Here is a 12,923-nt window from a genome sequence, read left to right on the forward strand (position 1 = left end):
GGGCCGCGGCCCTGACTGGCACTCTCTCTTAACGACTGCTAATGGTACCCACGTGTGGAACGGGATTCGTCCCCGGCCTGTTCCGCGCGCCGCTCACGCGCCCGTCTCGCCGAACCAGCCCGCCAGCTTGCCGCGGCGGCTGACCGCCCGCAAGCGGCGCTCCGTGGCCGTCCGGACGTTGTCCGTGGTCACGACCAGGAGCGTGTCTCCCGCTTGCAGAGGCGTGGTGGGTTCGGGGACGAAGCTCGTCCCGTCCCGCACCACGAGGGTCACCGCCGCGCCCTGCGGCAGGCGCAGCTCGAAGATCTCCACTCCGCTCAGCATCGAGTCGGGCGGGATCCGGACCTCCAGGAGGTCGGCGTGCAGCTCTTCCAACGGAGCCGCCTCCACGTCCAATTCCCGGGTCTCCTGATCGGCCTCCAGGCGGCACCAGCGCGCCACCAGGGGGAGCGTGGGCCCCTGCAGGAGCGTGAACACGAACACGATGTTGAAGACGATGGCGAAGATCCGTCCGGATTCGGGGACCTGCTCCACCATCGGGATCGTGGCGAGGACGATCGGCACCGCTCCGCGGAGTCCCGCCCAGGAGGCGAACAGCTTCTCGCCCCAGGTGAACCGGAAGCCGATCGTGGACAGGATGATCGACATCGGGCGGGCGATGAGCAGCAGCACGAACCCGATCACCAGCGCGGGGACGATCTGCGCCGGCAGCGCGCCCGGGGAGGCGAGCAGGCCCAGCATGACGAACAGGCCGATCTGCGCGAGCCACCCGATGCCCTCCGCGAAGCCCCGGGTGGCGGGCCGGTGCGGCAGTCGGGAGTTGCCGAGGACGACCGCCGACACGTACACCGCGAGGAATCCGCTGGCGTGCAGCAGGGAGGCGGCGCCGTAGGACCCGACCGACAGCGACAGGACGGCGATGGGGTAGAGGCCGGAGGCGGGCAGGGCGACCCGGCGGAGGGCCTGCGCGCCGAGCCAGCCGATGCCGACGCCGACGATCGCGCCCACGATCAGCTCGTACACCATCATGGCGAGCAGCGCGGGGATGTCGGGCACGGACGTGTCCGCGGTACTGAGCGTCACGACGATGATCACGACGGGGGCGTCGTTGAAGCCCGACTCCGCCTCCAGCAGGCCCATGAGCCGGGGCGGAACGGGCAGCCGCCGCAGCACCGAGAACACGGCGGCCGCGTCGGTCGGGGCGAGGACGGCGGCCAGCAGGAACGCGGCCTGCCAGTCGAGCCCGATGAGCCACATGGCGGCACCGGCCAGCACGACGATGCTGATCAGCGTGCCGAGGAACGAGACGCTGATCGCGGCCGGCACGGTCGGCCGGACGCGCTGCCAGCTGGTGGTGATACCGCCCTCGGCGAGGATCAGGACGAGGGCGGCGATGCCGAGCGTCTCGGCGAGGTGGACGTTGTCGAAGTCGATGTGGAGGGGGCCGGACTCGCCGATGAACAGGCCGAGGCCGATGTAGGCCAGGAGCGTCGGGAGCCCCGCCTTGTGCGACAGGCGGACCGCGATGATGGCGCAGAGTACCAGCACGGCCCCGAGGAGTAGCCAGATGTCGAGGTGCACATCCCACCCTTCGAGGTCGGCGAAATGATCGTTTAGGAATCCTACAGATTCAGGGACCGATCGCGCACTTCCGGTTGACGGAACGTGCCCGCCGCCAACCCGTCACCGCCCTCTGATCTGCGCATCTACCCCGTTGAACACGTCCCTCACGGACGTCCCGGAAGTGCCCGCCAGGCCCTGCCGTCCCGCCCGGGGCGCCTCACGGGAAGCGGACGAACCCCTCCGCCGGGGTCACCACCGCACGGACGGGACGGTCGTGCGCCTCGCCCGGCAGCACGTCCACCAGGTCGGCGTCGTACACCAGCGCCACCGTCAGGATCGCGGGGCCCACGCGCGCCAGCGCCCGGTCGTAGGAGCCGCCCCCGCGCCCGAGCCGCATCCCCGCGCGGTCGACCGCCAGCGCGGGGACGAGGACGACGTCCGCGCTCGCGACGGCCTCCGGACCGCGCGCGGGCTCGGTGGGTTCCGGCAGCCCGCGCGGACCCGGCGCCAGCGAATCGGGCCCCTCGTACGACGCCCAGTCCAGGTCGCCGTCCGGCAGCAGCTGGGGGAGCAGGACGTACGTGCCCCTCTTCCACAGCGCGAACAGCAGGCCGCGGGTGTCGGGCTCGGAGCCGATCGAGACGTACGCGGCGACCGTGCCCGCCATCTCCACCTCCGGGACGCCCAGCAGGGCGTCCCGCATCGACCTCGCGGCGGCCGAACGGGCCTCGGGGGAAAGGGCGGCACGCCGGGCGAGCGATTCCGCGCGGAGAGCGGTCTTCGTGGCGATGTCCTGCACGCTGTGGTCCTCACGGATGACTAGGGTCTGTCTATGGCCGACATTGCACCTGTTCTCAAGGCGGTCGTCCCGGCGGCCGGTCTCGGTACCCGATTCTTGCCCGCCACCAAGGCGACTCCCAAGGAAATGCTGCCCATCGTCGACAAACCGGCGATCCAGTACGTCGTCGAGGAGGCGGTCGACGCCGGCCTCACGGACGTCCTCATGATCACCGGGCGCAGCAAGCGGTCCATCGAGGACCACTTCGACCGAGCCTACGAGCTCGAGGAGGCGCTGCGCGCGAAGGGCGACGACGCGCGGCTCGCCGCCGTCCGCGAGTCCAGCGACCTCGCGATCATGCACTACGTCCGGCAGGGCGAGCCGCGCGGCCTCGGGCACGCGGTGTCCTGCGCCCGCCAGCACGTCGGCCACGAGCCGTTCGCGGTGCTGCTCGGCGACGACATGATCGACGCGCGGGACCGGCTGCTGCGGCGCATGATCGAGGTGCGCGGCGAGTACGGCGGCAGCGTGGTCGCCCTCATGGAGGTGGAGCCCGACCAGGTGTCGGCGTACGGTTGCGCCGCGATCGAGGCCACGGACGAGGACGACGTCGTCCGCATCACCGATCTCGTGGAGAAGCCCGCGGCGGACGAGGCGCCCAGCAACTGGATCATCATCGGACGCTACGTCTGCGACCCGGCCGTCTTCGACGTCCTGGAGAAGACCCCTCCCGGCCGCGGAGGCGAGATCCAGCTCACGGACGCGCTGCGCACCCTCACGGACATGCCCGCGGAGCAGGGCGGCGGCGTGTACGGCGTGAAGTTCCGCGGACGCCGCTACGACACGGGCAACAAGCTGGAGTACCTCCGGACCGTGGTGCAGTTCGCGTCCGAGCGCCCCGACCTCGCCCCCGAGTTCATGCCGTGGCTGCGCGAGTTCGTCCGCGGCCAGGACGCGTCCGGGACCGCCTGACGACCCGTCACACTGGTGCGGTGGCCATGAGATCCGTTGAAGAGCATCTGGCGGCGATCCTCGGCAGCGTCCGGGAACTGCCGCCGGTCGATCTGGCGTTGCCGGACGCGCGGGGAGCGGTGCTCGCCGAGCCCGTTTCCGCGCCCGTCCCGCTGCCGCCGTTCGACAACTCCGCGATGGACGGGTACGCCGTCGTCGCGGCCGACATCGCGCGGGCGAGCGAGGCCGACCCGGTCACGCTGCCGGTCGCCGGAGACAACATGGCCGGCGAACCGGGCGTGCCGGCCATCGCCCCCGGCACCACCGCGCGGATCATGACGGGGGCGCCGCTGCCCGCGGGCGCGGACGCCGTCGTCCCCGTCGAGTGGACGGACGGCGGAACCGAGACCGTCCGGATCACCCGTTCGGCGCCGCCCGGAAACCACATCCGGCGGGCCGGGGAGGACGTCCGGGCCGGCCAGGTCGTCATGGCCGCCGGGACCCGGCTCGGCGCGGCCCAGCTCGGCATGCTCGCCGCCGTCGGGCGCGGGCACGTCACCGTCCGCCCGAAGCCGCGCGTGGTGGTCCTGTCCACCGGCACCGAGCTGCGCGAACCCGGTACGCCGCTCGGCCCCGGGCAGATCTGGGAGTCCAACTCCTTCATGATCGTCGCGGCGGTGGCGGAGGCCGGCGGTGTGGGCCACCGCCACGCCACGATCGACGACGAGCCGGGGAAGGTCATGGGGACGCTCCGCGACCAGCTCGTCCGCGCCGACGCCATCGTGACCACGGGCGGCGTCTCCATGGGCGCCCGGGACGTCGTCAAGGAGGCCCTCACCGGGACCGGCACCGTCGATTTCCACAAGGTGCGGATGCGGCCCGGCAAACCCCAGGGCTTCGGCCTGCTCGACGGGGTCCCGGTCTTCACCCTCCCCGGCAACCCGGTCAGCGCGTACGTCGCGTTCCAGGTGTTCGTCCGGCCCGCACTGCGCGCCATGCAGGGCCTCCCGGCGGAATCGCTCCCGATCGTCGGCGCCGTCCTCACCGAGGACGTCACGTCCCCGCCCGGCCTGCGCCAGTACCTGCGCGCGCACCTGACCCTCACCCGCAGTTCCTACACCGCCACCCCGGCGGACACGCAGGGCTCGCACCAGCTCGCCTCGCTGTCCTCCGCGAACGGGCTCATCGTCCTCCCCGAGGACGCCGAGTCCCTGCCGGCCGGATCACACGTCGACGTCATGAGGTTGCCGTCATGAGCGCCATGGGAACCGAGTTCACCCACCTGGACGAGAAGGGCGCGGCACGCATGGTCGACGTGTCCGCGAAGAACGTCTCGGCCAGAACCGCGACCGCGACGGGCTTCGTCCGGCTCTCCGCGGCATGCGTCGAGCTGCTGCGCGCCGGCGACATGCCCAAGGGCGACGCCATCGCCGTCGCCCGCATCGCCGGGATCATGGGCGCCAAACGCGTCCCCGACCTCGTCCCGCTCTGCCATCCGATCGCGCTCCACGGCGTCACCGTCGAGCTCGCGATCGAGGACGAGGGCGTCGCGATCACCGCGGTCACCCGCACCGCCGACCGCACGGGCGTCGAGATGGAGGCGCTCACGTCCGTCACCGTCGCCGCCCTCGCCCTCGTCGACATGGTCAAGGCCGTCGACCCCGCCGCCGTCATCACCGACGTCCGGGTCGAGGAGAAGACCGGCGGCAAGACCGGTGTGTGGCGCCGGTGACGCGCGCACTCGCGGTCACCGTGTCGAACCGCGCCGCCGCCGGCGTGTACGCGGACAAGTCCGGCCCCGTGCTGGTGGAGCTGCTGACCGGCCTGGGCTGCGACACCGACGGCCCGGTCGTCGTCCCGGACGGCGAGCCCGTCGCCGCGGCCCTCCGCGACGCCGTCGCCGAGGGCTACGACGTGGTCGTGACCACCGGCGGAACCGGCCTCACCCCGTCCGACCGGACCCCCGAGATGACCCGCACGGTGATCGACCGGGAGGTTCCCGGCATAGCCGAGGCGATCCGCCTCGAAGGCCGCGACAAGGTCCCCGCGGCGATCCTGTCGCGCGGCCTCGCCGGCCTCGCCGGCCGCACCCTCGTCGTCAACCTGCCCGGATCCACCGGCGGCGTCCGCGACGGGATGGCCGTCCTCGGACGCGTCCTCGCGCACGCCGTCGACCAGATCGCGGGCGGCGACCACCCCCGCCCGCCGGTGTGACTCGAGGATTCGTCGGCCACAATTGATGGCGTCCACCTGTCCTACCAGGGAATCATGGAGCCGTGGAACGATTGCGGGGATGGCCGGTCACCCTGACCGATGACGCTGTCGCGCTGCGCCCGCTCCGGCAGCGCGACGCCGCCGCGTGGCGCGAACTCCGGGTCCGCAACGCGGACTGGCTGCGCCCCTGGGAGCCCACCAACCCGGAGACGCCGCTGTTCCGCAGTGGCCTCGGCCCCTACTTCAGCATGGTCCACACCATGCGCCGCGAGGCCCGCCAGGGGCTCGCCCTGCCCTGGGTCGTCACCCACGAGGGCGCCTTCGTCGGCCAGCTCACCATCGGCGCGATCGTGTGGGGTTCGTCCCGTTCCGCGCAGATCGGCTACTGGGTCGACCGCAACGTCGCCGGCCGCGGCATCATTCCGACGGCCGTCGCCCTGGCCGTCGACCACTGTTTCTTCACCGTCGGCCTGCACCGTCTCGAAGCGAATATCCGTCCCGAGAACACGGCCAGCCGCCGGGTCGTCGAAAAACTCGGATTCCGCGAAGAGGGAATTCGCCGCCGCCATCTCCACATCGACGGCGCCTGGCGCGACCACATCTGCTATGCCCTGACCGTCGAGGATGTCCCCGGCGGTCTCCGCAGCCGCTGGCGCACCGGCCGTGACCAGGCATTTCCGCGCCCATCCTCGTGACCGCCGCCTTTCGGCCGGAAGAATCCTGCGGTCGACAAGATCCGGCAAACAGAGAGTAACGGCGGCCGCGATCTCGCGACACACCGCCCCTTATGCTCGTCAACGTCTGACACCGGCTCGTACCGTGCGTGGCGTGACCCTGCTCCCATTGCACGTTAGCGCGCCGAAAGTCGGCCCGCCGCTCACACGTGCCCTGGGAATTCCAGGGACGGTGACCGCGTGAGCAGCGCCGTCCTGTACCTCGCCATCGTCGCCGTCTGGGCGATCGTCCTCGTCCCCATGTGGCTGCGCCGCGACTCCGGCCAAAAGCGCGAGGAGGAGACCACCGAGGCGCAGCCCGCCGAGGCGCCCGCCGAGCACGCGCAGCCCGCCGAGGCGGCACCCGCCGAGGCCGTGCCGCGCCCCCGCCCGTCCCGCGCGACGATCATCGCCCGCCGCCGCCGCCGAACGGCCGGCCTCACCCTCCTGGCCCTCACCGCGGTCGTCGTCGCCGCCGCGGGCCTCGCCCCCTGGTGGACCGTCCCGCTCCCCGCGGCCCTCCTCACCGGCCACCTGGCGCTCCTGCGGGTGGCCGTCCGCATGGACGCCGCCGCCCGCACCCGGACCCGCGCCGCGGCCGCCGCCGCGGCCCGCGCCAGGGCCCGCGAGGCCGCCGCAGGCCCCGCCCCCGCGCCCGCCGAGGTCATCGAGCTGATCACCCCCCAGGACGTCTTCGACCAGTACGCCGACGACCGCCGAGCGGTCGGCGAGTGACCGCGATGCACGAACACCCCCCGATGTTTGCTAACCTTACGGAGTCCTCGGGGCTGTAGCGCAGTCCGGTAGCGCACCTCGTTCGCATCGAGGGGGTCAGGGGTTCAAATCCCCTCAGCTCCACCCAGGTCAAAGGCCGGTTCCCACAAGGGAAACCGGCCTTTTTGGTGCCCGTACAGCGACCCGCCCTCACGTGAGCAAGCCTCCGGCATCAATCGTCATCGTTTGTCCATCCGTCCTCCAGGCGCCTCAGCAGCTTCTTCGCGGCGGGGCGGTGGTGGCCGCCTTCCGAAGGGTCCTCCGCCACTTCGCGCAGCACGCTCTCAGCCGCCCGCACCTTCTCTGATATTCCTTGGCACACGTCCAAGGGGCCGTGCTCAGGGTCGTCATAGGTTGCGAAATCTGGGTCGGCCATGAAGCGACCCCACCAGTCCAACAGGACGTTGAGCGCTTCCATCCGTGCCGGTCCCGGATGATCCGCGATGACTTCCAGGAAGACGGTCGTTGCGGGCACCGCGGCCGGGTGCAGCGCCCCCGCGTGATCGTTGCTGACCGCGTGACGCAAACCGGACACCGCCGCCGCGGCATGCTCGGCGGGCCGAGGGGCGCGCAGGGCCTTCGCCGCGTTCTGAGCGTCATCCGGTCGGTACCAGCGCGGACCTGGAACCCGGAACCAGTCGAACACTTCCATGAGCACTCCTGAGATGGAAATGGCCACGACCGAACCATGCGGGTGCCGCCGCAGATCACGCGGACTGCTGTACAGCACGGAAGTACAGCATCGGTCACTGACAACGACGCATGCGAGCGTACGCCGCCACACGTCGCAAGCTGGGCCAGGCATGACGGGCTGGAGTGCCGGTGGTCCGCGTCGAGGGAGTCAGGGGTTCGGCTCTGGCGGGTCTGAAGAGACCGTAGATCAGTCGCGGACGGCCCGGTAGTCGGCGCCCGCGCCGTCCGAGGAGCGCAAGAGCGTGGTCCCGTCAGGCAGCGGAGCCGACCAGGTCTCAGAGGCCGCTTCGGGCTTCGTGCGCGCCACCCAGAACGCCGTCAGGGCGGTCGCGGTACGCGGCCTGGCTCGAATCGGCTTCCCATACGTCCCGCGTGATCATCGCTGTGGTCGACCCGGCGCGATCGCGTGGGGCAAGGTGCTCCATGAAAGGTTGCGAGCCTCAACTTGATATGTCGCGGAAATTGAAGCCTTGTAGGTGTGGCAGCCGTCCGGGTGAGGCTGGGCCGAACTCCTCGATGTTCCAGGTGATGATCCGGCGCGGGTGGATGTGGAGTGTTTCGGGGGAGAACGCGTCGATGAGCGGTCGATCAAGGGTGACGATCTCGACTTCGCCGCGCACCTCCATGCCCCGCCCCGTTTGGCCGAGTGGATTGGGTGTCTCGGATTGATCGTCGACGACGAAGGAGACCCGTGGATCGGCCTGAACGTTGCGGAACTTCTGGCTTCTGGTCAACGCCGGGCCCCCTATGGCGATCGTTCCGGTGTCTGCGTTCAACCAGAAGGCCACCGGCTGGACCTGCGGCGCTCCATCTGGCCGGATGGTCGCCAGACGTCCGAGCGAATGCTCGGCGAGGTATTCGATCTCTGCGGTGGTGAAGACCATGTCATGAGCCTTCCACCTCGACCACGCTTGAGGTCAAACCAGTTCCTGTAGGCGTTGCGGGGCGTCGGTGACCTCTGTGGTCACCGGAGTGCTCAGACCGTGTGAGAGTGGCTGACGAGAGCCCGTCCGATCGGAAGATCGGGCGGGCTCTTGCGTTTCGTGTGGTCGAAGGCCCTGCGCGGCCGGCTTGCGATCATAGATACCCCCATGGGTATATTGACGGCAGGCGACGATACCCCTGGGGGTAAAGGTGAGAGGGAGTCGTATGGTCAGCGTGCAGCGGGAGCGGTCTCAGCGGGATGTTGCGCCTGGGCCGTTGGGGCGGCTCGGAGGGTGGGCTGCGGGCCACTTCCGCCTGGTCGTGTTCGTGTGGGTCGGGCTTCTCGTCGTCCTGGGGGCGTTCGCGCCCAAGGTCAACACGGCGCTGTCCGGAGCGGGATGGCAGGCGGACGGGTCGGAGTCCGTCCAGGTCCGGGAGGCGGCCGAGAAGCACTTCGGTGGCAACGCGTCCACCGCGCTCCAGGTCGTCGTCGCGGCCGACCGGCCCGTCACGGACGGTGCGGTCGCGGCGGTGATCGACAGGGCCGTGCGCCTCGTGGCGGCGGACGGCCGGATCGGTCGAGTCGTCCGGCCCCAGCCGGGCGCGACCGTGAGTCCCGATGGCAGGACGGCCGTGATTCTCGCCGGGGCCGCCGCCGACCCGAACGAGATGGTGCGGGCGGCCGACGATCTCAAGGAGCCCCTCGCGGCCCTGTCCGCGGACGGGATCGAGGTTTCCGCGACCGGTTCGTCCGTGCTGTGGAGCGACTTCAACACGGCCAACCACGACGCGATGATGAAGTCCGAGATGCTGTCGTGGCCGGTCACGCTGGCGATCCTCGTCCTGGCGTTCGGGTCGCTGGTGGCGGCGGGGCTGCCGCTCCTGCTCACCCTCGCGGGGCTCGCCGCGTCCGCGGGCAGCCTCGTGCTGCTGACCGAACTCACGCCGATCTCGATCTGGGCGATGAACTTCGCGATGATGTTCGCGCTCGCCCTCGGCATCGACTACGCCCTGTTCCTCGTCATGCGGTTCCGCGGTGCGCTCAGCCGGTCCGGCCCGGCCGACGCGGTCGTCGAGACCATGGACACCGCGGGCAAGGCCGTCCTGCTGTCCGGTGTGACCGTCCTCGTGAGCCTGTCGGCCGTCATGCTGGTTCCGTCACCGGCGTTCCGGTCGATGGCGGGCGGCATCATGCTCGCGGTCGTGTTCGTCCTGGCCGCCACCCTCACCCTGCTGCCCGTTGTTCTCGCCCGGCTCGGGCACCGCATCGACAAGGGCGCGCTGACGCGGGTGACGGGCGAGCACCGATCGCCCCGGTTCGCAGCCTGGGGACGACTGCTCTGGCGGCGGCCGGCGCTGTTCGGTGTCGCCGCGGCCGGTGTGCTGTTCGCGCTCGCCCTCCCTGTTCTCGGCCTGCGCACCGCCATGCCCTCCATCACCGTCATTCCCGAGGACGCTCCGGCCCGGGTCGGCTACACCGCGGTCCAGCGGGCCTTCGGTCCCGGCGCGCCCGGGGCGCTCCAGGTCATCGCCGCGGGCCCGCAGGCGGACGAGGCCGTGCGGGTGCTCAGGGCGGACTCCGGTATCGCCGCGGTCATGCCCGCGGTGCCTTCCGGCTCCGGTCCGGCGCTGATCCAGGCCGTCCCGAAGGTCGATCCGTCCGATCCCGCCCTGGCCGCCACGGTCGACAGGCTCCGCGGCGACCTGCCGGACTCCGCGCTGGTCGGCGGCGCCGCCGTGGAGAACCTCGACCTGAAGGCGCTGCTGGACGAGAAGACTCCGCTGGTGCTCGGCACCGTCCTGGCCCTCGGGTTCCTGCTGCTGCTGTTCGCGCTGCGCGCCCCGCTGATCGCGGCGCTCGGCACCCTCACCAGCCTGCTCTCCACGGCCGCCGCGTTCGGCACCGCCCGGCTCGTCTTCCAGGACGGGCACGGCGCCGGCCTGCTCGGCTTCACGCCGCAGGGCTTCCTGGACGGCTGGGCGCCCGTCTTCTTCTTCGCCATGATCTTCGCGATCGCGATGGACTACACGGTGTTCCTTCTCGCGTCCGCCAAGGAGCACTACGAGAAGAGCGGCGATCCCCGCGAGGCCGCCGTCGGGGCGCTGGCCCATTCGGGCCGCGTCATCTTCGCCGCGGCGGGCGTCATGGTGGCGGTGTTCTTCACGTTCGCCCTGTCCGGGCCGCTGCCGCCGAAAGAGATGGGCATCGTCCTGGGCGTCGCCGTCCTGCTGGACGCCTTCCTGGTGCGGCTCGTCCTGCTGCCCGTCCTGCTCCGCCTCGCCGGGCACGCCGCCTGGGCGTGCCCCCGGTGGCTCGCCCGCCTGCTGCCGGAGGTGCGGTTCGTCCATGACTGAGCCGGGCCGCCGGAAGGTATCATACCCCTGGAGGTATTGTCCCGGGTGATGGAGGGGAACGAGGCCATGAAGGTCGAAGAGGACGCGCAGAAGGCGGTGCTCAACCGGCTTCGCCGGGCGCAGGGCCAGCTCGCCGCGATCATCACCATGATCGAGGCCGGTCGGGACTGCAAGGACGTCGTGACGCAGCTCGCCGCCGTCTCCCGTGCCCTCGACCGCGCCGGCTTCAAGATCATTGCGAGTGGCATGCGCCAGTGCATGGCCGCCGCCGACGACCAGGACGCGCCGATGACCGAGGAGGAACTGGAGAAGCTCTTCCTCAGCCTGGCCTGAGTCATCCGGCAACGACGCGTCCGTGCGCATGCGCACGGGCGCGTTCGTCGTCTCGGTGACGAGGTTCACGTCGGCGGGATCGCCTGTACCGGCGAGGTTCTCGGGCGGAGGTCCCTGGTCCGACGGACCTTTGGCCCTTCGGCCGGCGGCGGGCGCGGTGGTGGGGTGGCCTCGGGCGGCGTGCTCGAACGCCGCCGTTCGAACCGTGAAGGGAAGGTCCGCGTTGGACGCGCTCGACCTGGCACGGTGGCAGTTCGGGATCACCACCGTCTACCACTTCATCTTCGTGCCCCTCAGTATCGGGTTGGCGTTCCTGGTGGCGAGCATGCAGACCGCCTGGTACCTGAAGAAGGACCCGGTCTATCTGCGGATGACGAAGTTCTTCGGGAAGCTGCTCCTGATCAACTTCGCCATCGGCGTCGTCACCGGCATCGTGCAGGAGTTCCAGTTCGGCATGAACTGGTCGGACTACTCGCGATTCGTCGGTGACGTGTTCGGGGCGCCGCTGGCGATGGAGGGGCTGCTGGCGTTCTTCCTGGAGTCCACGTTCCTCGGACTGTGGATCTTCGGGTGGGACAAACTGTCGCCCCGGCTGCACCTCGCCACGATCTGGCTGCTGGCGATCGGGACGAACCTGTCCGCCTACTTCATCCTCGCGGCGAACTCGTGGATGCAGCACCCGGTCGGATACCGGATCAACCCGGAGACGAACCGGGCCGAGCTGACCAGCATCTGGGACGTGCTGACGAACTCCACGACGCTCGTGACGTTCCCGCACGTCATCTTCGGCGCGTTCATCACCGGCGGCGTGTTCGTCATCGGGGTCAGCGCCTGGCACCTGATGAAGGGACGCGACACCGAGCTGTTCCGGCGGTCGCTGCGGGCCGGGCTCGTCCTGTCGCTGGTGTCCGGGATCGGCGTGACGGTGTCGGGCGACATCCAGGCGCGGATCATGACCGAGCAGCAGCCGATGAAGATGGCGGCCGCGGAGGCGCTGTACAACACGTCCACGCCGGGCTCGTTCTCGGTGTTCACGCTCGGCTCGCTGGACGGGAGCGAGGAGCTGTGGAGCGTCCGGATCCCCCATCTGCTGTCGCTGATGGCGACGGGCGACCCGAACGGCGAGGTCGAGGGGATCAACGACCTGCAGAAGCGGTACGAGGCGATCCACGGGCCGGGGAGCTACAAGCCGGTCATCCCGGTCACCTACTGGACGTTCCGGCTCATGATCGGGTTCGGGATGCTGGCCGTGCTGCTGTCGGTGGCGGGGCTCTGGCTCACACGGCGCGGACGCCTGCCGGGCGGCCGCTGGTTCCACCGGGCGGCGCTCGCGTCGATCGCGCTGCCGTTCCTCGCGAACACCATGGGCTGGATCTTCACCGAGATGGGCCGGCAGCCATGGGTGGTGCACGAGGTCCTGCTGACCCGCGACGGGGTGTCGCCCGACGTATCGAGCTTCGAGGTCATCACGTCCCTGACGGTGTTCACGCTGCTGTACGCGGCGCTGGCGGTGGTCGCCGGGGCGCTCATGGTCCGGTACGCGCGGCAGGGGCCGCCGCCGGAGGACGAGACGCCCAAGGACGACGAGCCGATGCCCGCCTTCTCGTACTGAGTCCGGAGACACG

At 70.6% G+C, this 12,923-nt stretch carries 13 protein-coding genes and 1 tRNA gene; 10 read left to right on the plus strand and 4 right to left on the minus strand.

All coding sequences use genetic code 11. The features are described from left to right. Positions 1-93: 93 nt before the first annotated feature. Together IE99_RS0113365 and IE99_RS0113370 are read right to left on the minus strand one after the other, a co-directional pair. Positions 94-1,581 (minus strand): potassium/proton antiporter, encoded by a 1,488-nt coding sequence (locus tag IE99_RS0113365; protein ID WP_030169136.1) that lies wholly within the window; start codon positions 1,579-1,581, stop codon positions 94-96. Between the two features lie 199 nt (positions 1,582-1,780). Further along, positions 1,781-2,362: a 5-formyltetrahydrofolate cyclo-ligase gene (locus tag IE99_RS0113370; RefSeq protein WP_030169139.1), complete on the minus strand. Its 582-nt coding sequence runs from the start codon at positions 2,360-2,362 to the stop codon at positions 1,781-1,783. Positions 2,363-2,395: 33 nt separating this feature from the next. Between IE99_RS0113370 and galU the strand changes: the two genes are divergently transcribed. The 7 genes from galU (at position 2,396) to IE99_RS0113405 (ending at position 7,077) form a co-directional block, all read left to right on the plus strand. Beyond that, positions 2,396-3,313, plus strand: coding sequence for a UTP--glucose-1-phosphate uridylyltransferase GalU (gene galU, locus IE99_RS0113375; RefSeq protein WP_030169142.1), 918 nt, complete (start codon positions 2,396-2,398; stop codon positions 3,311-3,313). Between the two features lie 26 nt (positions 3,314-3,339). Continuing rightward, on the plus strand, positions 3,340-4,548 hold the full coding sequence (gene glp / locus IE99_RS0113380) for a molybdotransferase-like divisome protein Glp (protein ID WP_030169145.1): 1,209 nt from the start codon (positions 3,340-3,342) through the stop codon (positions 4,546-4,548). 5 nt (positions 4,549-4,553) lie between these two features. Beyond that, positions 4,554-5,024, plus strand: coding sequence for a cyclic pyranopterin monophosphate synthase MoaC (moaC, locus tag IE99_RS0113385; RefSeq protein WP_157610275.1), 471 nt, complete (start codon positions 4,554-4,556; stop codon positions 5,022-5,024). Beyond that, a complete protein-coding gene (locus tag IE99_RS0113390) occupies positions 5,021-5,506 on the plus strand; it encodes a MogA/MoaB family molybdenum cofactor biosynthesis protein (RefSeq protein ID WP_245623185.1) in 486 nt (161 codons plus the stop codon). The genes moaC and IE99_RS0113390 overlap by 4 nt, the downstream gene beginning before the upstream one ends. 62 nt (positions 5,507-5,568) lie before the next feature. Continuing rightward, on the plus strand, positions 5,569-6,201 hold the full coding sequence (locus IE99_RS0113395; RefSeq protein WP_245623186.1) for a GNAT family N-acetyltransferase: 633 nt from the start codon (positions 5,569-5,571) through the stop codon (positions 6,199-6,201). Positions 6,202-6,420: 219 nt separating this feature from the next. Next, on the plus strand, positions 6,421-6,954 hold the full coding sequence (gene sepX, locus IE99_RS0113400; RefSeq protein ID WP_030169156.1) for a divisome protein SepX/GlpR: 534 nt from the start codon (positions 6,421-6,423) through the stop codon (positions 6,952-6,954). Between the two features lie 49 nt (positions 6,955-7,003). Continuing rightward, positions 7,004-7,077: transfer RNA gene (locus IE99_RS0113405), tRNA-Ala, on the plus strand. An 88-nt stretch (positions 7,078-7,165) separates the two neighbouring features. Here the strand turns inward: IE99_RS0113405 and IE99_RS0113410 are convergent. Both IE99_RS0113410 and IE99_RS0113415 read right to left on the minus strand, forming a co-directional pair. Further along, the gene (locus IE99_RS0113410; RefSeq protein WP_030169158.1) at positions 7,166-7,645 is read right to left on the minus strand and encodes a hypothetical protein; all 480 of its coding nucleotides are present in this window, start codon (positions 7,643-7,645) and stop codon (positions 7,166-7,168) included. Positions 7,646-8,126: 481 nt separating this feature from the next. After that, positions 8,127-8,570 carry a PPOX class F420-dependent oxidoreductase gene (locus IE99_RS0113415; RefSeq protein WP_030169161.1) on the minus strand — a complete coding sequence of 148 codons (444 nt, stop codon included), beginning with the start codon at positions 8,568-8,570 and terminating at the stop codon, positions 8,127-8,129. 316 nt (positions 8,571-8,886) lie between these two features. On the opposite strand from IE99_RS0113415, the gene IE99_RS0113420 reads away from it, so the two are divergent. From IE99_RS0113420 to IE99_RS0113430, 3 genes are all read left to right on the plus strand, one after another. Then, positions 8,887-10,965, plus strand: coding sequence for an MMPL family transporter (locus IE99_RS0113420; protein WP_245623187.1), 2,079 nt, complete (start codon positions 8,887-8,889; stop codon positions 10,963-10,965). 66 nt (positions 10,966-11,031) lie between these two features. Continuing rightward, complete coding sequence (locus tag IE99_RS0113425) at positions 11,032-11,298, plus strand: metal-sensitive transcriptional regulator (protein ID WP_030169168.1); 267 nt, start codon at positions 11,032-11,034, stop codon at positions 11,296-11,298. 223 nt (positions 11,299-11,521) lie between these two features. Beyond that, positions 11,522-12,910, plus strand: a complete 1,389-nt coding sequence (locus IE99_RS0113430) for a cytochrome ubiquinol oxidase subunit I (protein WP_030169171.1) — start codon at positions 11,522-11,524, stop codon at positions 12,908-12,910. Positions 12,911-12,923 lie beyond the last annotated feature (13 nt).

The sequence above is a fragment of the Spirillospora albida genome, from assembly GCF_000718255.1.
In the GTDB taxonomy this organism is placed as follows: Bacteria; Actinomycetota; Actinomycetes; order Streptosporangiales; family Streptosporangiaceae; genus Spirillospora; species Spirillospora albida.